We start from the raw sequence: 19746 nt of genomic DNA, 5'->3' as shown, positions 1-19746 counted from the left end.
CTGATGGGCATTTTTCTTGTTATAGCCATATCTAGAGGTCGCAGATATGTTGTCTGTCTCACCGACTCTTAAATTGATCATAAGCAGGACGCTTCCCCTCACAGTAGGGCTGTTTGCCATTATGTTGGTTCAGTTGGTGGATTCGATTTTTATCGGGTTACTAGGGCTTGATGAACTAGCTGTGCATGGCATGACACTGCCTTATCAGACGGTATTTGTCGGGCTGCAGGTAGGGATTGGCGTGGCAGCAACGTCAATCATTGCCAGGCTGCTGGGCCAGAGACAGAGGGAAAAAGCTGCACTGGTAGCCACTGTCTCAGTCACCTTCGGACTGGTGTTGATTGCATTGGTCTGTTTATTGTTCTGGCTGTGCCGTGACGTGGCTTTCTCGCTGTTCATTGCTGAGGGCACAACACCTGAGCAAGCCAATTTGCTCGGGGATCTTTTCAATCATTATTGGCCAGTATGGTTGTTGAGTGCTTTTTCCATAGCCATGCTGTATTTGGCGACATGCATTTACCGCTCTTACGGTGATAGCAAAACGACCGGCACAATGTTTGTCATTGCCAGTGTCATTAACCTAATACTCGATCCGCTACTAATGTTTGTTTTGGATATGGGGCTTGCCGGTGCGGCATTGGCAACGACGCTGGGCTACAGCAGTACAGCACTCTATATGTACCTCAAAGCAAGAGGCAAGCATTGGTTTTCACCGCTTGGTTTCAGCCGCTCGACATGTCATGCATTGACTGAATTAGTCAATACCGCGTTAGTGACTACGGCTAATCAGATTTTACCGGCAGTAAGTGCGTTTATCGTTATGCTTCTAATTGCTAAGAACGGCCCTGACACATTGGCATTCTGGAGCTTACTCACCCGCTTTGAAAGCTTTGTGATTGTCTTCACCCTAGCCTTGACCATGTCTGTACCACCATTGGTAGGCCGTTATTTGGGTGAGGGCCGATGGGATAAAATCACAGACTTACTGATGGTAACAGCCAAGTTTATAGTCCTGTTCCATTTGGCTACGGCCACTATGTTGGTTCTGGCTTCACCCGCAGTGATCCCGTTGCTCAGCCAGCAAGCGAATATACAGTCGTGGTTTGGCATTGCTTTGTTGGTACTGCCATTTAGCTATGGGCCACTTGGGCTTTGTATGGTGGCGGTGTCTGCCTTCAATGCACTCGGGATGCCCAAACAGGCATTGCTGGTGACATTTGCCCGCCTTTTCCTTCTTTTTGTACCAGCGATTTGGCTGGGGGGATTGAGTGGCAACGTTACCCATATTGTTATTGCGGCAGCGATAGCCAATGTCTTGGCTGGTGTTGTGGCATCGGTATCGATTTGGCAAGCAGCGATTAAGCATAACCGTAACAGGCAACCTCATAACAGGATTCCCCAGACTGGCGAGGTTGTTGTAAGCTAATAAAACCTAAGTGGATTTGGTTGCGATTAATGAATATTGAACACCTGCGGCTCTTTGTCAGGCTCGCCTCTACCCATAATATCAGTCAGGCTGGGCAGGAACTCGGCCTATCACCGCCAGTTGCCAGTATGCATATCAGCAAGCTCGAAGAAAGCCTCGGAGCACGTTTGGTCCACCGAACAACTCGTAAGGTGTCGTTGACCGAAGAGGGCATGGCGTTTCTTCCTCATGCCGAAGAGGTACTGCAAAGTGTGGATGCGGCTCGAGCATCTGTTGGTAGTGCGGCAGGGGGACTACCGCAGGGGACGTTGCGAATTACCGCTCCGGCTTCATTTGGCCGAATGCACCTTATACCAGCACTGAAAGGGTTTTTAGCTCAATATCCCGACCTTTCTGTCGATATCAGGCTGACCGATTCTATTATCGACTTGGTGGAAGGGGGCTTTGATGTCGCTATCAGAAATGCCGAACTACAGGATTCGAGTTTGATTGCTCGTAAGCTAGCCGTTGATAAGCGTATCATGTGTGCCTCACCGGATTATCTCTCGGCTTACGGCACACCTTCCTCGCCGCAGGATCTCAAAAACCATCTCTGCATTAACCAGGTAGGGCTAGAAGGCTGGAGCTTCACCACACCAGATGGCGTGCAGAATATAAAGATCAAAGGCAATATCAGGGTTGATCATGGCGAAGCGGTAAGGGATGCCTGTGCCAATGGAATGGGGATTGCGATGTGCGCAACCTGGATCGCCTATGAGCACTTGAAACGAGGCGAGTTGGTTCAGGTACTCGAAGATTATCCGCTGGTGGATGAAGCCGCACTTTGGGCTATTTACCCCAGTTCACGGCTACTTGCGCCGAAAGTGCGGGCATTTGTCGACTATTTTGCCCAGCACTTCGGTACTCCACCATATTGGGACCTCGAATTGGACAGCTAGCGAAAATTAAACAGTTCAGTATGGAAGTGCTTCATATCAAACTGCAGACTTTCTAGCTGTTGTTTCAGCGCGTTACCAAAAGATGTCGGCCCACAAAACCAGATACTGCTATTTTGTAGGTTATTAGCACGCTGCCGGATATCATCGACGGTCAAGAAACGGTGCAACCTATTGTCAATGACATGAAAATCCACATTGGTTCCGTAGGTTGCTGATTCCAAATCACGGATAAGTTGTGGTGATGGATACTCGGTGCAATAGTAGAAAAGGACAGGATCACGGCTGTTAAGTGATTGCAATTCTTCCAATCTTGCTTTGAACGCAGCGCAACCAATCCCGCCTGCAACCCAGATTTGTGGCTTGTTGTCATTGAAATCAAAGTGCCCGTACGGGCCTTCCACTGTTACGTTTTCGCCTATTTCTAACCTTTGGTGAATGGTCGATGTGAAGTCACCCAAGGCCTTTATCAAGAATTGGACTCTGGTCTCTTGGCCTTTGTTTATTTGGCTACCTCCAGCCGAAGTAATAGTAAATGGGTGCGGCTCTTCGCCTGTCAGGGTTAAAAAGGCAAACTGCCCTGAGCTATGGCCGGGCCACTTCGGTACTTCGATATCGATAAGCGTGGTCTTATTTAGCTCATCAAAATGAAAGCCTCTGATGACCCCTTGATGTTGCTGACGCCTACCAATTAGACCAAACAGGCTGAATAGGGCACCGACTACCCCTAGCACAACGGTACCGATGACGACGGGGGTGATCAGGTTATCCCAATACGCATTCTTGAGTAATACCAGTGAATGATAGGCAATAAACAAATAAGCGACTGCCATCAGTTTATGAATCACCTTGAACCGCTTGTATTTAATCGGGGCAAAAAGGGCAACCAAGGTCAGTGCGATAAACAAATATAGCGCCCATTCACCAATGGATTCTGCCCCCCCTCGGAGGCTGTGGATGGTGGCATAGAAAGAGTCTGGGTTAATTGTTAGGTTGGGTTTCGCTCCCCGTTCCATTAGGCCATAGCTGACCAATTGCTTTGGAACGATGGCAAGCAGCCAGTGGATGGCACCAAATACAACGGCGTAAATACCCAGCCACTTATGTAAGCGGTATGATTTATCGAGGCCGGAAGTCAGTCTCTCAATAAATGGTAGGCGCAAGGCAAGTACCATGACCATGGTTAATAATAGGGTTGAGATGATCCCTGTGATCTGGATGAGAGAGCTTCGCCATTGCATAAACGTGGCGTTATCGAGCAAATTGGGTTCAGCCACCAACCAGACAAGGGCACATAGGAAGATAATTCCTACTGAGGTGATATAGAGTTTTTTCATAGTATAAGCTCCCGTTGAGCTTATACATTACCGCGCTGAATGTAACGTGATGCCAATATAAGTAAAAGTGTGTAAATAGTGTTCAGGTAGGGTATAGGCCTCCCCCTAAAGTAACCGCAAGATCGCTTTAGAGGAAGGTAATAGACATCATGTCGCTACTTACTGAGCAGCTTGTAGTGGATGGCAATTTTCAGCAGTGCGGTTGCGAATGATATACCTCAACCTTAGCAGCATAAACATCGCGGCGACGGTCAAGCCAGTGACAATCCCCACCCAGAAGCCAGTTTCGCCCATGGCAGGTACTATCTTGTCTGTTAGGCCCATCACCATACCCAAAGGCAGTGCTAAGCCCCAGTAAGCAGTGATAGCTAAAATCATCGGCACTTTGGTATCTTTGTAGCCACGTAGCGCGCCATTGGCAGAGGTTTGCAGTGCGTCGCTAAACTGGTACACCGCAGTATAGATCAGCAGAGTCGCAGCCGTTGCACTAACCACAGGATCCGTGGTGTACAGGCGGATGATCCAGTCTGGGAACAACAAGAAGAAGCTCACAGACACCATAGATAGCATGCCGGCAACGGCGATGCCGAACAGGCTACGTTCCTTAGCCCCTTGCTCGTTTTTAGCCCCAAGTGCATGGCCGACCCGGATAGTGATACCAAATGATAGGCTCATCGGGATCATATAGGTCATGCTGGAAATATTAAGGGCAATCTGCGCTGCCGCAACATTTTCAGCACCGATACGACCAATTAGCAGGGCAATAACCGCAAAGATACTGCCGCATACCGCGATGTTCATACCAATAGGCACACCCAGTTTCAGTAGGTGCAAGCAATCCTGAACCCGAGGTTTGATATCCGCGAAGTGGATGATTTTCTTATAGTGATGGTGCCCCTTGATGTAGGAATACAGCAGTCCGGACATCACCCAGTAAACGATACTGGTTGCCCATCCACAGCCGACAGCACCAAGTGCTGGGAAGCCGAACTTGCCATAAATCAAGACATAGTTGATTGGGATGTTCAGCAATAACCCGATGACAGACACTAGCATCGGAGCTCGGGTATTGTTCATCCCCTCACAGAAGCCGTTTAGGGTATAGAACAGGGCGATCCCCGGCACACCAAAGGCCAGAGCCAGCACATAATCGCCAGCAATTGGAATGATCTCAGGTGCAACACCGATAGCATTGAGAATATTGCCACCTTGAGAAAGGTAGATGATCAGTAGACTGCTGACCAACGCGGCTACCCATATCATCTGGATAAACTCGATACGTACCTTATCGAGCTCATTGGCGCCACGATGGAAAGCCACTACAGGCGTCAGTGCCATTATGATACCGCGGAGCAGCAGGGATACTGGCAACCAAAGGCTGGTACCTAGTGCGATAGCCGCAAGGTCGGCAGCGCTGACTTGGCCTGCCATGGTGGTATCAACGAAACCCATCGCCTGTGTGGCCAACTGGGTCATGATAATAGGAATCGACAGGTGCAGCAGCGAGCCGGATTCACGGGTAAAACGGGAAAAAAGTGACGAGCTCGGTTGAGCGCGATTTACGGTTTGATTTTGCATGGGGTATAGATAACACCTATATAAATGCACCAATGGAAGCAGGATGGCGGGTGTGCATTTTAGGGTGTGCCTTTCGAGGCGGGGGGAATATATCCAGCCAGTGCATAAAGTGCAAGGCTGGATATGTAAGTGGGTATTGAATAATGCGGTTTAACCCTGCCAAGCCACCAGAATTACGCCGAGGGTGATCAGGGCGACCCCCATCCAGTTTACCGAGCTGAGATTCTCGCTCAGGAACATCACGCCAAAAACGGCCACCATCACCACACTAAGTTTATCGACTGGGGCAACCTGCGAGGCTTGGCCATAGCTCATGGCACGGAAGTAACATAGCCATGAGGCCCCGGTTGCTAATCCGGATAACACTAAAAACACCAAGCCTTTGGTCGATATGGTATCAAGCGACTGGAATTGCTTGGTAAAGAAAGCGATGCCGCCGACCATTACCAGAATGACGCAGGTACGGATAAAAGTAGCGAAATCTGAGTTGATATTGCTGACGCCGAGTTTGGTCAGAATTGCCGTCAGGGCCGCGAAAATAGCGGATAAAATGGCCCAAAATAGCCAAGATGTTTGCAGCATGTTTTTCTCTTTAATTAAAAATTGGCTGGTGCGCTTTGCTTCTGGTTACGCCGTTTGTACCTGTGGTTCTACCTTGAAGCCACGGATAATATTGCTCAGGGTGATCAGGGCAAACACCACAATCACAATGGATAGGTGCCATGGTTGGCTAAGGCCCAGTTTTACCAACCCCATGCTGACAATCGACGAGGCGATCATTTGCCCGCCGCCAGACATCGCAGCAGCGGCTCCTGCTTGCTTTTGATATGGCTGCATCACCATTGCCTGTGCACATGGCAGGGCAATACCGTTACCCAAAATCATCAAAAACTGACCCAGCATTAGGTAAAGCGGTTCAACTGGGCAGAAGAACAACCAAAGTGCCGCGCAGCCATGCAGGACCGGGGTGAAAAACAACATTCTTTGGGTACCGATTCTTGGCCGGACCCGGTTAGTCAATGTAGTACCGGTTAGCATGCCCAGTGCCGGGATTAGCGCCCACATCGCATATTCGTCGGACGTCATGCCGATTTGGTTCTGCATGATGAAGGGCATAACAGAAACCGTCGTTATCATCAGGCTGAAGTTGAGCCAGCCGATACTGGCAAAGCTCATGAAATAGCGCGAGGTGAGCAGTTGCCAGTATTGTTGGGCCATTTTCTTCGGTGAGGGCACTTTCGAAGTTTGTGCCACTGTTTCCTTGAAGCGCAAAGCGATCACCAGCCAAACAAGGGTGACATAACCTAGCAGGGAGGTGAAAACCATGGTCCAGCCGAAGTGGAAGTTAATAAAACCGCCCAGTACCGGTGCCATCAACGGTGTGAGTGATGCCGCCATTGCGATATAGGACATGGCCAGAGGTAGTTCAGCACCACTGAACCGGTCACGGGTAGAAGCACGTGCAAGTACAGCGCAGCAACCGGTCCCTAGCCCTTGCAGAAAGCGTCCCATCACCATACCGGTGAAGGAATCACTCAGGGTTATGATCATCACAAGGCCGGATAGGGCAATCAGAAGCCCTGTCATCAAGACTTTTTTCCGTCCCAGCGCATCCGAGATCGGGCCATAGAGGAATTGCGACGGGCCAAAGCCCAGCAGGTAGATACTGACCAGCAGTTGTGCTTGGTCGAGTGAAATATCAAAGTCTTTGGCAATCCAAGGAAGGGATGGGAAGACCAACCCCATACTCAGTTGGCCGACACTGATGATCAGGCACACAAGTCCGAGGGCTTTCCAGAAATTACGGTCGGTCATGATGACTTGTTATCCTTGTGGCGTTTACAGGTGTGCCGGGTACGCAATGCGCCTTCATCATCGAACTGGCTTAATTTACTTTTCACACGTTTAACGGTGGAAATACTGACACCGCAACTGTCAGCGACATGCTGGAGCTTGTGGCCTTCAAGTAACATGGTGGCAATTTGCCGGTGCTTTTCCCGGTCGGCAGGGCGGCCCCGGAATTTTTGTTGCCATAACTCAGGGTTTTCTTTCATTGCTTTACGGCTGTGCTCGGCGGCCAGCAGCCTTTTGCGGGTTTGCACATTGCCATAGCCGCTCAGCAGCGAAAGCAGCACGTGGCTTGATTCTGAATTTGGCACAAAAGTCAGCGGCTCAGAGAGTGTTTTTAACGTGACGCCTTTATCGAGCAGAGACGCAACGGTAGCTTGAACCATATTGAAATCATGGCTAAATGCCGTTAGCCACCACACCCATACCACATCACCTTTTTTGAGCTTGTCGTACAGTTGGTGAAAACCCTGCCGTGCCATCGGATCAACATCGCCGCGCACACGATCCTGAACCTGCTTGGCGCTAGGCTCGGCGCTATTCAAGGCATCAATTTGCTGCTGGTAGTCGGTATTTCTGGGAGAAAAGCGTGAATAGATGTATTTCGCCATAAAGCAAAATTGAGCTCACTTGATGTAATGGTTCATAAATATACCTTGGGTAGTCCATAAACACAATGGATAGAACCGGTTTGGGGTCTATCCATTATCAGGGATTAGCCAACTTGCATGACTAACTTACCACTGTGTTGTTGCTCCTTGAGGTGCTTAAGGGCTTCTGGCAACTGGTCGAAGGAGTAGAGATGATCCACCATAGGGTCAAGTTTTCCCTCGCTGACCAGATTGGCAAGCTGATTTCCGATATCGGCAAGGTGCTGGATATGTTCGATATGACCGTGGGAATAGGTGCCATGCAGTGCCACTTCGTGGAGGCTGAGAGCTTTGGTCGTTGCCAGTAGCGGAACTTGGTTGAACTGAGCGGCGATCATTACAATGTGGCCATTGTAGCGAACCAAGGCACTCATGGTACTACCGGACTTGGCCGAGACACAATCAATGACCCCATGGACAAGCTTGTCCTCAGTGTATTCAATAAGCCGCATGGCGATATTTTCAGTATGCGGGTCGATGACTTCGTCAGCGCCATAGGAAAGAAGCCGTTGGTGGTGCTGGCCATCGGCAATGGCATAGACGGTGGCTCCCATCTGTTTCGCTAACTGGACAGCAAACCCGCCGACACCACCTCCGGCACCGGTTATTGCGATACTTTGACCAGATTCGAGCCGTAATTTGTCGTGAATGGCAATCCAAGCTGAATAACCTGCGCACGGAAGGGCTGCGGCTTGGGCGTAGCTGACATTGTCGGGCAACCGACTCACCGCATAGGCTTTGACCTTGGCATATTGGGCAAAGCCCCCACCATCACGGGGATCGATAAATGCCATGACGCGATCACCCGGTTGGAAGTTATGGACGTTTTGACCGACTTTGGTAATGGTGCCAGCAATATCAAGTCCGATGATCTGCGGGTAATTCCAAGTGGCATAGCCCCAATGGGCAAGCTTGTAGTCGATGGGATTAAGGCCGACAGCTTCCACTTTGATACAGACATCTTCAGTTGAAGGGGTTGGTTGGGTTGCCGTTGTCAGTACCAATTGGTCGATACCTTCCGGCTGGTTCAATTTCCATGCTTTCATTGGCCACCACTGCAATTCAGATTATTCTATTTTTTTATTTTCTACTCATTAACCTTAAACCAAATTTATTATTTTTGGCTGATTGAAGTGGCTTGGGGATAGTTAGTGAATGAAAGCGCTAAATGGCCTTAGCAAAAGCGGCGTTGCACTGTGTTGCCGGAATTAAAAACGCCTCTTGAATAAGAGGCGTGATTCTTGATGATTAACCTAATTGAAGGTTTAACCAAGGCGCTCAGTCAAATAAGCATGGTAATCAGGAATTTCGATCTCGACTTTTTCAGCCAACCTTGGTGATGAAATCATAAAGTTTGCACTCGCGCGGTTGGTGGCAACCGGGATATTCCATACTGCCGAGATACGAAGCAGCGCTTTTACATCTGGGTCGTGCGGTACTGCATTGAGTGGATCCCAGAAGAAAATCATCATATCGATTTTGCCTTCGGAAATAAGCGCACCTAACTGTTGGTCACCACCCATTGGGCCGCTCAGCAAGCAGTTAACTTCTAGACCCGATTCACGCGCAATCATATGCCCTGTGGTGCCTGTCGCATACAAGACATGATCTTTTAACTTGTCTTTGTGCTCGTTCACCCAGCGCATTAGGTGGGTTTTACAGTTATCGTGAGCGACCAGCGCGATGTGTTTGGTTTCTTCCATTGTTCGGGTTGTTACGTGCATCTATTACTCCACAGAGACAAAATTGACAACAGCTGTCGCACAGAGTTTATGGTCTGAATGTGACAACTGTGTGGTGTGATCTGTATATCTATAACGCCATATGTAATGGATTGCACTTGGTAAGGGAAAAGCATGTGCAACTCAATTCGGGGCATCAAGTATAAGTACCAGAGCTTGCAAAGGAAGTACAAAGAAATCTTTCCAAATCATTGGTTAGATAACAGTATTCTACTAACTAGGGCCAGCGTTGGCTGGCCCAAGGGTATAAATGCAACAACTGGGTTTCAGGTGTCAGGGGCTTCGACACGGAAAACCGGACGAAATTCGGCTGGAGAAAGTGACTCAGCAATAGCACGACTGTCTAGGTTTTCAGGTGTCAGTAAGGCAAGGATAGGGGCCAGATCTTTTTTCACGGGTTTGCCTTCTAGGTACCGGACAGCCTGATCAACGGATAGCATCGCTTGCTGTGCCATTTTGTCAGTTGGCGCGAAGAGGATCTTCCCGCGTAGCAAGCCACGATAAACACCATGACTAAGGTAAGTCGATAATATTTGGGTTTCATCGCTTAGGTGGTTGGCCCTGAGCTCACTGATGGCGACTTCTGCTGCGACAGCACCCCCGACGATATAATCAAAATGCTGGTCGGAAGCGAGCAATTGCTGAATTAAATTGCGCTGGAGCTCCTTGCTGTGATCTGCCCACATCGTGGTAACAATATTGATGTCACTGTTTTCTGTCGCATCATAAAAGCCTTGAACAACCGGCTTGGTTCCACCGCGCTTCTGTGGGCCGGGTAACAGGGCCACAGTGACGACACCACTGCCTTTAGGGTGGCGCTTGGCGAGGAATTTGCCTGTTTGATAGCCCATTTGGTACCAGTCTACGCCGACTCTTGCGATAACATTGTCGTGGCTGTCTTTGTTGCTAGTGTCTAGATAGTTGATGGTAGCAAATACCGGAATGTCATCGGTCAGTTGGGTCAGCATGTTCTCATAGGCGAGGCTATCTACTGTGCCCAGGATAATGGCATCGGCGTTCCATGTTCTGCAATCCGCAAGTTGACTCTGTTGTTTGTCGAGGTTCGGGTAACCGCCGGCTTCCAGCACTTTGAGCTCAACACCGAGTTTTTTGGCATGTTCAACCATGCCGTAGTTGACGGATAGCCAGTACGAGTCTTTGAGATGGGGATAAACGGCACAAAGCTTCCAGGGCTGATTGGCCGTTGCTAAAGGTTGGTATTGAATATTTGTCGCTTGTTTATCAGCCTCGAAGGGCGGGGTGTAGGCGATAACGTCCACCGCATTCGCTGTTTGGCTGAGCCCGGCGAGTGTCAGCAGTGTTACGGCAAATTTTTTTATCATGTTGCAACCGTCAGGAAATAGCCTGATTAACTTTTCAACCATTTCAGTCAATCCGTACAGGACATTGTTGTGGTTAATAACCAATTACTTATCTAGATTGGTATAATAGCATTTTTACTGTTTCCTGTTAGGTGTACCTACCCGACCTGTGTTGTCTTGGTTTAGGGTGCATACCTTCTTCTGCCACGGTTTCTTTATATGAACTTAACTCCCAGTAGCATTGGCCAGAAACTGCTGATTGCTTTTTCCATGATGGCTGGCCTGATGATCATCGCTGTTGTGATTGGTGTTGCCGGTTTCTCTCTGGTCGCCAAGACCGAGCGAACGGTAATCAATGCTGCAGTACCGGCTTTGGTGGAAGCACGACAATTATCGGATTTAAGTACCCGTATTATTTTCAATGCTCAGGTTTTGGCAAAATCAAAAGATGAAAAAGAGCGGGACCAGCAAGGGAAATCGCTGACGTTGCATATTCGGGCTTTGAATAATAGCTTGGAGGCACTTGATCAATATGCTTTCGAACCAGAGTTGATGGAACAATTAGTCACTGACGTCGAGAACATTGTGAATAACCTTGCCATGTTAGGCATGTTGGTTGGCCGGAAAATTGAGCTTAGTGAACAAGTTAAGGCGCTTAACAACACCATGACATTAGCGACCAAGCAAATTGACGAGCTGTCGCAGTCGCAGGTATCCAATGCCAATACCATCGCTGTCGCCAATGTGTCGCGCATTTACGATTTGGTGGAAAAGGGTAACCAAGAAGCAGTGTTCAACGCGTTGGATAGCTTGGTTGAAGTTGATATGGACTTGAGCGAGCGATTGTTCGAGCTACGCTTCCTGTCCTTGCAAGTGATTAACATGCTCGATGACAGTGAGCAGATCAGCACGATTCGTGAACTAGACAAACTGAGGGACAGGTTCGAATATGCCGTCGGTGTTATTCAGCAACGGGTGAAGTCGGTCGAAGATCCGAGCCGATCTGAGCAACTGCTTGAGCAGGTGAAAGCTCTTGATAGCGATGGTAAGTTTTTCACAGATATGGAAGCACTGATCCATGCCAATCAAGATGTTGAGCGGATGGAGCAGCAAAACCTAGTGCTTTTCCAGCAACTGAACCAAACTGTTGATGGCATTATTCAGGCAGCGAATGTGGGCACTCAACAAGCAGTAAAGCAGGTTGATGAGACACTGACTATCGCGCGAAACAGCCTAATTGCGATATCAGCGTTGGGTATGGTGGCGCTGGTGTTGATCATGTGGCGCTATGTCTATGCGCGGGTGATCCGTCGGATCAATGATTACAGTAAAGCTTTGATGGCATTGGCGCGTGGTGATTTGGCGATCCGCCTGACAACCCAAGGTGATGATGAACTGGCGCAGATGGGCAGGGCAATCATGGTGGCCCGCGATACGGCTTACGAGCGCCATAGGTTGGCACAAGTCGAGTCGAAAATTCGTTATGAGCTGCAGCAGCACAAAAATAGCCTTGAGCAGTTAGTGGCCGAGCGAACTAGCCAGTTAGAAAGAGCTAACGAAAAGCTCAATAAAGAGGTCCACAATCACGCTAAAGCCCGTTCTGAAGCAGAGCAGGCCAACCGAGCGAAATCCGCTTTTCTCGCGACCATGAGCCATGAAATCCGTACGCCAATGAATGGGGTGTTAGGGACCGCTTCACTGCTGGCCGATACCGGTTTGAATGACAAGCAGGCGGAATACCTCAAGGTGATTAACCGTAGCGGTGAAACCTTGCTTGATATCCTCAATGATGTACTGGACTACTCGAAAATCGAAGCTGGCCATTTGGATATCCGGCCAGCGAATTTCTCGCTGCATACCTTGGTTAAAGACGTATACAGCCTGTTTTCAGGTCGAGCATTGTCGAAACGCATTAGTTTGGTGACCGATATTGATGACAATGTCGGTGAGCACTGGGTAGGGGATGCGACACGTATCCGTCAAGTTCTCGCCAACTTAGTGGGTAATGCTATCAAATTTACCGAAGATGGGCAGGTGACTGTGCTGGTATCGGCATCGGCCCATGATCCGTCTCGCTTGCATATTGAAGTGGAAGATACCGGTGTTGGGATCCCGTTGCATGAGCAGGAAATGATGTTCACCGCTTTCCACCAGTCCAGTGAAGGCCGCCAGGCTGTGGGGGGAACAGGGCTAGGCCTTGCTATCAGCAAGCGTATTGTCGAAGCCATGGGCGGTGAAATCGGTTTGGTATCCTCACCGGGAGAAGGGAGTTGCTTTTGGTTTACCCTCACTCTGGAGCCAGGGGAGCATACCGAGACAGCAAGTGTCGATACGGCTGCTGGCATACCGGCGGCTAAGATATTGTTGGTGGAGGATAACCCGGTTAACAGCTTGGTGGCTGAAGGCTTCTTGCGCCGCCTTGGCCACCAGACGGTTGTCGCAGAGGATGGTCGGGAGGCGAGGGAGGTCTATGCTGAGCAAGACTTCGATATTGTCCTGCTCGATATCAACTTGCCCGATACCGATGGGGTTAGCTTGCTGGGTGAACTCAAACAGCTCAAAGGCAAGCGTGGTGACGAACAGGAGACGGACAACACGCCTTTTGTCGCCTTTTCTGCCCATGTCTTTAATGAAGAGGTTGAACAATATTTGGCTGCTGGGTTCTCGGGTTTCTTGCCTAAACCGCTGGTCGAACACCAGTTGGTCGATGTCTTGAATTCGATTCTGGGCGGGGTCGAGCGGGTAGGCATTATTGAGGGGGAGCCCCCTTTTGAACAAGGCTCAAACAAGCATCATACTGAAGATAAGAGAGAGAGTGGGGTAGACACCGCAATGGCTGAAAATATGCCGATTTTAGATGAATCAGTACTTGGAAGTGATCTTCAAGTCTTGGGCCAAGCCATGGTCGAGAAGATGATTTCCCTATTTGCAGACTCATCGCAACAAACCATGGACAAATTACTACCGGCAATGCAAAGCGGTGATTTGGCACTAGTGGCGAGCCTGTCCCATAACCTTAAAGGGGCGGCCGGGACTATGGGTTTGCGCCAGTTACATCAGGTCTGCTTGGAAATCGAGAAGTCGGCAAAAGAAGGAACCGTTGAAGAAGAAGCAGCCAATGCCCTAGAATCGGTATATCAAGAGTCACTGACGGCACTAGATAACACCTTTGCGGGTGATTGAGGCTGAGGGGAAAAACCTCTAACCATAAGCGATATGGTTAGAGGCATTGAGTCGGGGGTATTTTAAAGCCCGGTGCTTTGGCTACTTTTCGTCAGTAAACTTAAAGCCTTGGCTTTTCATGCTTTTGGCTACCTGTGGGAAGTAAATGTTGCTATAGAACTGCCCTGTTTGCGCGGTATAACTCGGCATGTCCGTTAGGCCAATACTGTCCCACCATTTGCGTAAGTCACGATCATATTGAATGGCGCCCTGTGTGACTTTCTCCGCATCGTATTTCTCATCCATTGCAAAGCTCTCAAGCGCTACGCGTGGTTTTACCGCTGACGCTACATTAGTGTCGATGACGCCAATCGTTGAGCCTAACGCCGGGTAGGTATTTTCTGGCAGTTTAAGTAGATCAATCATTGCTTGCGGGTTATTGCGAATCCCGCCAATTACCGTGGTACCGTAACCTAATGATTCGGCAGCAGTTTGTAATGCATTTACCGCAATTCCTGCATCGACAGAGCCAACCACAATCCCTTCGGCTGATTTTGCGATTACCATGTCCTGACCTGCATGCTTCATTGCGGCACCTGCACGATGGTAATCAATGACCACTGTCACAAAGACATCGGCTGTTGCCACTTGTGGCTGCCCACCTGCAATCTCAGCTATTTGTTTGATTTTCTCTTTGTCGCGGGTCACTACCAGCGAAACCTGCTGCCCGTTGATGGAGGTTGGTGCCTGCTGCGCTGCCTGTAGGATCAGGTTTAGGTCGGCGTCTTTGACTGACTCGCCGGTAAAGTTACGAATAGAGCGGCGGTTGAGCAATTGTTCGATAGTAGCGTTCATTTTGATTACCTGTGTCTTGTTTCGACTGTGTAATCATCTTAATGCTTACGAATATATTCTGTAGCTGTCCTTTGGTTGAATTGGTTGTAACTACAGGTTAAAACCAAAGTTTGACTTAGGGGTGAGAGCCGCAAAGGGTTTATTGATCAGCGAGTAAAAATTCAATGAGGTTTTTCACTCGTAAAGGAAGATAACTTCGAGAAGGGTAGTAAAGCCATACTGGTGCAGATGATGGTTTGTAGTCATCGAGTACTGAGACTAGTTCCCCTTTACTTTCTTCGAGGTAACTCTGTGCAATTAGAGTAATACCAAATCCAGACTTAGCAGCAAGGTAAGCAGAGTTTGGGTTATTGACGGCCAATCTGGCGTTAGGAGTCAGCTGGGTCACTTTCCCTTTGTGGTTGAATACCCAAGGGTTGATCCTGCCCGTTGTTGGCGAGCGGTAGTTAATGCATGCATGTGACTCAAGATCATCGGGTGTGAGCGGCGTTCCATGAGCTTCGAGGTAGGAGCGAGAGCAAACGTACAAAAGCTGGAGGTCATAATAGGGGCGGGCAATGAGTCGGCTGTCTTCGTTGATCCGGTTTCCAACTCCTAAGTCAAAGCCGTTCTCCACCAGATCATGGGCTTTATCATCAAAATGTACATCAAGTTCAACCTCTGGATGCAATTTCATGAACTCTAATAGTCTTGGATAGACAATAGTTTGTCCGAAGTGAACGGGAAGGTTTATCTTTATCTCCCCTTTCATCGCACTGCCTGCATCCATGCTTAGGCTGACGTTCTCATCCAGAGCCTCAACGAGTTCAACGGTCCGGTCAAAGAGTTGCTGCCCTTCAATGGTGAGTGTTAAGGAGTGCGTCGTGCGGTGGAATAATCGCTGGTTGAGGGTCTTTTCCAGTTGTGAAATCGATTTGCTGATAGCAGCAGGGGAAACACCAAGCTTCCTCGAGGCAGCGGAAAAACTACCTTGCTTGACGACATCAATAAAAGTGGGAAGTTGTGATGGGATCATTTTAACTGCTGGTAATAACCAAAGAGATTGATAGCTCAATACAGTGTAAAACTTCATCACGTTGAAATACAACCCAGCGGCTACGCTTCGTTGTTGGCGCCGCCGCGATTTGGCTGCAGGCCTCCTCCGGAGACGGATATCTTCCGAGGAAACCGGACAATAATTAACCAACAGCCGGGACTGGGACAATAGTTAACTCTGTCATTGCTCTTTCATCCCTTAGCTTTTTGAGTGGTGCATACTCCGGTGAATCAAGCCAGGCTTGGGCTGCTTCGAGTGAAGGCCATTGCTGAACAACGCACACATCCACGTCCATGTTGCCATGAAGCGGGATGGGCGCTTTGTTGACCGCGATAGTTTTGCCACCATAAAGTGCTACAGTGTCAGGAACTTGTGCGCCATATTGCTTAAATGCGCCCATGTTTTTGATTTTAAACTGTATGTATAGGTATACGTTGCTCATTGTTTGTACCCTTGTCGCGTTGATATACCTGTCCTATTTTATGCAGTGAGCTTTAACCTAGTAGTGGGTCTATTGTTGAATCTATTTTAACTACAAGTTTAAAATCGAGACTTGATTCTCCACTTATCATTCCCGGTAGAAATATACCCAGGAGCCAGACGATGTTGCCATCTCAATTACCTTTGTTTATATGCGCAGCCCAAGAAGGGAGCTTTTCTGCGGCGGGGCGAAAAATAGGGATCTCTGCCGCAGCGGTAAGCAAAGGGGTCGCAGCATTGGAAAAACAGACCGGGGTACGCCTGTTTCACCGTAATACCCGGCAGTTTTCGCTGACTGAGGATGGAGCCAGTTTGTACCAGCGGGTTGCCCCCTTACTGTCCGAACTCGAAGAGAGCATTGATGGGCTGGCAGAGCAAAATAGAAGTCCCGCGGGCAAGTTACGGGTCAACTTGCCCGATAGTTTTGGCCGCAAGTTTATCATGCCCCATATCTCTGAGTTTTTAACGCTATACCCAGACATCGAATTGGATGTGGTGCTCAGTGATAGGGTGCTCGATATTATCGATGAGGGCTTTGATGTCAGTATCGGTAACCAAATCAATGAAGATAGCCGGTTGGTCGCAAGGACTATCTACCAAATGCAAAGCGGTATATTTGCCAGCAAAGCTTACATTGAACAATTTGGTTTGCCCGAGTCGATTGAAGATCTTCAGCATCACAATGCTATTATTTACCGGCCTTTGACGAGTGGCCGAACGTTCACATGGCCCCTGCGAGATAGCAATGGCGAGCATATCCAATTTATTCCCAAAGGTAACCTAACCCTTTCAAGTATCAGTCCGGCAAAGAATCTAATGCTGCAAAACTTAGGTATTGCCTACATGGGGAAATGGCATGTAGAAGATGAGTTGGCGAGCGGGGACGTCGTTCCTATCCTTGAGTCAGCATGGACAAGTGCAAAACCTGTATGGATCTATTACTCATCAAGGGAAAATCTTCCCAAGCGTACCCGGCTATTTATTGATTTTATAGTGAGTAAATTGTCCATTTAATATAACTTTCAACTTTTAGTTATAGGTTAATCAACCTTTACCCCTCTACCGGGAATAAATGACTTCATCAATAATGAACTCAATTCGACACACAATAACGGAGTCAGTGATGAAAAAAGTATTGGTATTGGGTTCTACAGGTTTGGTTGGCAAAGCTCTGGTTGAAAAACTAGAAGGCACTGTGGAAGTCGTTGAGGCATCATTCAACCACCCTGAAAATTCGTTTGATATTGCTAACCCACAATCGCTCAAAGCACTATTTGAAAAAGTAGGTAAAGTCGATGCCATCCTATGTACTGCGGGTGTGGTACGAATGGCGGATTGGGCAACAGCAGACGATGCTGAATGGGAGTTCGGTATCCAAAACAAAATGATGGGGCAAATTAATACCCTGCGGTTCGGCGAGAAATATGTCAAGGATGGTGGGGCGATTGTCTTGTCTACTGGCATCTTGGCGCAATATCCATTTAAAGGCAGTAGTATCGTAACAATCGTCAATGCCGCTGTAGAAGCTGCTGTGAAATCTGCCGCCGTTGAGGTCGATCGTATTCGTTTCAATGCGGTTTCGCCGGGTTGGGTAGCAGAAACCATGGTAGCCATGGGAATGGATCCAGAACCAGGTATGCCAGCAGCAGACGTTGCCCAGTTCTATATCGATTTGATGAACGACAGTCATTCTGGCGATATCGCCGTGGCAGTGAAATAGCGTTAGCGATAGAGTTTCGTCATGGTAGGCCAACTTATTACATATAAGTTGGCCTTTATCATATTCCCGCTTAGTTACTTCTCATCATAAAACGCAGACTTTGGCGCATTAGGGATGTCACCGGTTTCGGTCGGGTTGCTAGGGTCCCCGCTCCATTCAAACCAGCCACCGTCGTAAACGCTGATGTCTTTCCAGCCCATCACATGGGCATAGAAGAAGGCTTCGGATGCACGCCAACCCGTACCACAGTAGAAAGAAACGGTCTGCGAGGCGTTAATGCCCCAGTCTTTCCAGAAATCCGTCATGATATTCGGGCTGATCATAGTGTCATCCGGGTTGCGGAAGTCTTCCAGATGGTAGGCGTCAGAGCCTGCGTGGCCCCATTTTGAGCCCTTGATACGGCCTTTGGGCTCGATGTAGCGGTAACCACTCGTTTCACCCACATATTCAGCCCAGCTGCGGATACTGACCAGTGATTGATGCTTAGGGTCAGCCAGAATTTCACGAGCTTCCGGGACATCAATAACGTACTGCGGATTAGCAGGGATCGTGCGACCAAACTCGACTGGTTTGGCGTGGTTACGCAGGGGCTGGGTAGAGAATCCTGCATTGACCCAAGATTGCCAGCCGCCGTTGAGTAGACGAACGTCATCCACACCCGCATACATCAAAAGGTTGGCAACTCGGGCTGCTGCTGTGTTGTCGCGGCCATAAAGGATGACGGTGGTATCGTGAGCGATACCCAGCCCTTTAATGGCTTCTGCCAGCTTGTTGTCGTCTACACGGTTCCACCATGGCTCAGACTCAACCATATTGGTATTGAGATATAACGCTGATGGAATATGGGCAGCAAGGTATTTAGTTGGCGGTCCCCACGCGACTTCAACGACTTTGAAGCCTTTTGCTGGTGGGTGAAGTACGTCATCACCATTAATCAGCTGGTTAAGCCACTCAGCTGGCACTAGCTGCTGATAGTTTTTAAGTGCAGTAAGCTGGCCTGAATAATCGGTAACTGCTTGGTCAATAAGCTGGATGTTTTTGTTGCCAAGGCTTTCAAGCTGAGCCTGTAAAATTTGCGCTTTTTCAGGCTGACAATAGAGGTATGTCGGTTTGGTGAGGTCGATACCACGGTTTTCTAGCTCGGCACGGACAACCTGGGGACGAAGCGTCGATAGCCAGTCGGCATCGAAATTGATAGCACCAGGGAAGTGTCCACCGCGAGTCTGATTAGCCTCGGGCCAGCCGTTGTAGTGATTGCTCGAGCGACAATCGATGATTTGAATGTCTTGGTTATTTTCGGCGGCTAACTGATCAAAAGTTGCCGCCATAAGTTGGGGGCTCATTACAGCTGCTGAAGAGAGCAGTGCCCATTTTGTTAGTTTCATTGTAATTTCCTAGCAGATAAAGCAGAGCCAGCATTATAGGATGCTGGCTCTCTATTTTATTGATATGAGTAATGTTTCTACTGCTTAGCTTGCTTGTGCCCCGGTATTTTTCGGACCGTTCACATTTTTGCTATTAGGCTTACGGCCTTTTGAGTTAGGTTTTGAACCTCTTGGCTTCACATCGCTGTTTCGATAGTTTTTGCCGTTGCCGTTGCCGTTGCCGTTGCCGTTGCCGTTGCCGTTGCCGTTGCCGTTGCCGTTAGCTTGACG

General features: G+C 48.8%; 17 protein-coding genes. 5 read left to right on the top strand and 12 right to left on the bottom strand.

What is annotated here, in order from left to right; translation table 11 throughout:
* Nucleotides 1–46 precede the first annotated feature (46 nt).
* A complete protein-coding gene (locus tag C9J01_RS20860; RefSeq protein WP_107300076.1) occupies nt 47–1426 on the top strand; it encodes an MATE family efflux transporter in 1380 nt (459 codons plus the stop codon).
* Nucleotides 1427–1455: 29 nt separating this feature from the next.
* The gene (locus C9J01_RS20855; RefSeq protein WP_107300075.1) at nt 1456–2364 is read left to right on the top strand and encodes a LysR family transcriptional regulator; all 909 of its coding nucleotides are present in this window, start codon (nt 1456–1458) and stop codon (nt 2362–2364) included.
* On the opposite strand, the gene C9J01_RS20850 is transcribed toward C9J01_RS20855, so the two are convergent.
* From C9J01_RS20850 to torT, 8 genes are all read right to left on the bottom strand, one after another.
* Nucleotides 2361–3698 (bottom strand): ferredoxin reductase family protein, encoded by a 1338-nt coding sequence (locus C9J01_RS20850; protein ID WP_107300074.1) that lies wholly within the window; start codon nt 3696–3698, stop codon nt 2361–2363. The two genes, C9J01_RS20855 and C9J01_RS20850, sit on opposite strands and share 4 nt — an antisense overlap.
* A gap of 159 nt (nt 3699–3857) precedes the next feature.
* Nucleotides 3858–5276, bottom strand: a complete 1419-nt coding sequence (locus C9J01_RS20845) for an MATE family efflux transporter (RefSeq protein ID WP_107300073.1) — start codon at nt 5274–5276, stop codon at nt 3858–3860.
* A gap of 150 nt (nt 5277–5426) precedes the next feature.
* Complete coding sequence (locus C9J01_RS20840) at nt 5427–5858, bottom strand: EamA family transporter (RefSeq protein ID WP_107300072.1); 432 nt, start codon at nt 5856–5858, stop codon at nt 5427–5429.
* Nucleotides 5859–5903: 45 nt separating this feature from the next.
* Nucleotides 5904–7091 (bottom strand): multidrug effflux MFS transporter, encoded by a 1188-nt coding sequence (locus tag C9J01_RS20835; RefSeq protein WP_107300071.1) that lies wholly within the window; start codon nt 7089–7091, stop codon nt 5904–5906.
* Nucleotides 7088–7735 carry a recombinase family protein gene (locus C9J01_RS20830; RefSeq protein WP_107300070.1) on the bottom strand — a complete coding sequence of 216 codons (648 nt, stop codon included), beginning with the start codon at nt 7733–7735 and terminating at the stop codon, nt 7088–7090. The genes C9J01_RS20835 and C9J01_RS20830 overlap by 4 nt, the downstream gene beginning before the upstream one ends.
* A gap of 104 nt (nt 7736–7839) precedes the next feature.
* Nucleotides 7840–8820, bottom strand: a complete 981-nt coding sequence (locus C9J01_RS20825; protein ID WP_107300069.1) for a zinc-binding dehydrogenase — start codon at nt 8818–8820, stop codon at nt 7840–7842.
* A 219-nt stretch (nt 8821–9039) separates the two neighbouring features.
* On the bottom strand, nt 9040–9498 hold the full coding sequence (locus C9J01_RS20820) for a methylglyoxal synthase (RefSeq protein WP_107300068.1): 459 nt from the start codon (nt 9496–9498) through the stop codon (nt 9040–9042).
* Nucleotides 9499–9782: 284 nt separating this feature from the next.
* Nucleotides 9783–10859 (bottom strand): TMAO reductase system periplasmic protein TorT, encoded by a 1077-nt coding sequence (torT, locus tag C9J01_RS20815; RefSeq protein ID WP_107300147.1) that lies wholly within the window; start codon nt 10857–10859, stop codon nt 9783–9785.
* 198 nt (nt 10860–11057) lie between these two features.
* On the opposite strand from torT, the gene torS reads away from it, so the two are divergent.
* Nucleotides 11058–14021 carry a TMAO reductase system sensor histidine kinase/response regulator TorS gene (gene torS, locus C9J01_RS20810; RefSeq protein ID WP_107300067.1) on the top strand — a complete coding sequence of 988 codons (2964 nt, stop codon included), beginning with the start codon at nt 11058–11060 and terminating at the stop codon, nt 14019–14021.
* An 81-nt stretch (nt 14022–14102) separates the two neighbouring features.
* Here torS and C9J01_RS20805 read toward each other — a convergent pair whose 3' ends face one another.
* From C9J01_RS20805 to C9J01_RS20795, 3 genes are all read right to left on the bottom strand, one after another.
* Complete coding sequence (locus C9J01_RS20805) at nt 14103–14855, bottom strand: nitroreductase family protein (RefSeq protein ID WP_107300066.1); 753 nt, start codon at nt 14853–14855, stop codon at nt 14103–14105.
* A gap of 139 nt (nt 14856–14994) precedes the next feature.
* Nucleotides 14995–15870 (bottom strand): LysR family transcriptional regulator, encoded by an 876-nt coding sequence (locus C9J01_RS20800; protein ID WP_158264579.1) that lies wholly within the window; start codon nt 15868–15870, stop codon nt 14995–14997.
* A 163-nt stretch (nt 15871–16033) separates the two neighbouring features.
* The gene (locus C9J01_RS20795; RefSeq protein ID WP_107300064.1) at nt 16034–16333 is read right to left on the bottom strand and encodes a DUF1330 domain-containing protein; all 300 of its coding nucleotides are present in this window, start codon (nt 16331–16333) and stop codon (nt 16034–16036) included.
* 161 nt (nt 16334–16494) lie between these two features.
* Between C9J01_RS20795 and C9J01_RS20790 the strand changes: the two genes are divergently transcribed.
* Complete coding sequence (locus C9J01_RS20790; protein ID WP_107300063.1) at nt 16495–17385, top strand: LysR family transcriptional regulator; 891 nt, start codon at nt 16495–16497, stop codon at nt 17383–17385.
* 109 nt (nt 17386–17494) lie between these two features.
* A complete protein-coding gene (locus C9J01_RS20785) occupies nt 17495–18091 on the top strand; it encodes a short chain dehydrogenase (protein WP_107300062.1) in 597 nt (198 codons plus the stop codon).
* A gap of 74 nt (nt 18092–18165) precedes the next feature.
* Here C9J01_RS20785 and C9J01_RS20780 read toward each other — a convergent pair whose 3' ends face one another.
* The gene (locus C9J01_RS20780; RefSeq protein WP_107300061.1) at nt 18166–19476 is read right to left on the bottom strand and encodes a rhodanese-like domain-containing protein; all 1311 of its coding nucleotides are present in this window, start codon (nt 19474–19476) and stop codon (nt 18166–18168) included.
* Between the last annotated feature and the right edge of the window lie 270 nt (nt 19477–19746).

The organism is Photobacterium rosenbergii, assembly GCF_003026455.1.
In the GTDB taxonomy this organism is placed as follows: Bacteria; Pseudomonadota; Gammaproteobacteria; order Enterobacterales; family Vibrionaceae; genus Photobacterium; species Photobacterium rosenbergii.
Note: the sequence above shows the minus strand (reverse complement) of the source record. Positions and strands in the feature narration are given on the sequence as shown.

What these genes read in the sequence shown, in the direction of transcription:
- C9J01_RS20860 (WP_107300076.1), top strand. Translation starts at nt 47, where the DNA reads ATGTTGTCTGTCTCACCGACTCTTAAATTGATCATAAGCAGGACGCTT.
- C9J01_RS20855 (WP_107300075.1), top strand. Translation starts at nt 1,456, where the DNA reads ATGAATATTGAACACCTGCGGCTCTTTGTCAGGCTCGCCTCTACCCAT.
- C9J01_RS20850 (WP_107300074.1), bottom strand. Translation starts at nt 3,698, where the DNA reads ATGAAAAAACTCTATATCACCTCAGTAGGAATTATCTTCCTATGTGCC.
- C9J01_RS20845 (WP_107300073.1), bottom strand. Translation starts at nt 5,276, where the DNA reads ATGCAAAATCAAACCGTAAATCGCGCTCAACCGAGCTCGTCACTTTTT.
- C9J01_RS20840 (WP_107300072.1), bottom strand. Translation starts at nt 5,858, where the DNA reads ATGCTGCAAACATCTTGGCTATTTTGGGCCATTTTATCCGCTATTTTC.
- C9J01_RS20835 (WP_107300071.1), bottom strand. Translation starts at nt 7,091, where the DNA reads ATGACCGACCGTAATTTCTGGAAAGCCCTCGGACTTGTGTGCCTGATC.
- C9J01_RS20830 (WP_107300070.1), bottom strand. Translation starts at nt 7,735, where the DNA reads ATGGCGAAATACATCTATTCACGCTTTTCTCCCAGAAATACCGACTAC.
- C9J01_RS20825 (WP_107300069.1), bottom strand. Translation starts at nt 8,820, where the DNA reads ATGAAAGCATGGAAATTGAACCAGCCGGAAGGTATCGACCAATTGGTA.
- C9J01_RS20820 (WP_107300068.1), bottom strand. Translation starts at nt 9,498, where the DNA reads ATGCACGTAACAACCCGAACAATGGAAGAAACCAAACACATCGCGCTG.
- torT (WP_107300147.1), bottom strand. Translation starts at nt 10,859, where the DNA reads ATGATAAAAAAATTTGCCGTAACACTGCTGACACTCGCCGGGCTCAGC.
- torS (WP_107300067.1), top strand. Translation starts at nt 11,058, where the DNA reads ATGAACTTAACTCCCAGTAGCATTGGCCAGAAACTGCTGATTGCTTTT.
- C9J01_RS20805 (WP_107300066.1), bottom strand. Translation starts at nt 14,855, where the DNA reads ATGAACGCTACTATCGAACAATTGCTCAACCGCCGCTCTATTCGTAAC.
- C9J01_RS20800 (WP_158264579.1), bottom strand. Translation starts at nt 15,870, where the DNA reads ATGATCCCATCACAACTTCCCACTTTTATTGATGTCGTCAAGCAAGGT.
- C9J01_RS20795 (WP_107300064.1), bottom strand. Translation starts at nt 16,333, where the DNA reads ATGAGCAACGTATACCTATACATACAGTTTAAAATCAAAAACATGGGC.
- C9J01_RS20790 (WP_107300063.1), top strand. Translation starts at nt 16,495, where the DNA reads ATGTTGCCATCTCAATTACCTTTGTTTATATGCGCAGCCCAAGAAGGG.
- C9J01_RS20785 (WP_107300062.1), top strand. Translation starts at nt 17,495, where the DNA reads ATGAAAAAAGTATTGGTATTGGGTTCTACAGGTTTGGTTGGCAAAGCT.
- C9J01_RS20780 (WP_107300061.1), bottom strand. Translation starts at nt 19,476, where the DNA reads ATGAAACTAACAAAATGGGCACTGCTCTCTTCAGCAGCTGTAATGAGC.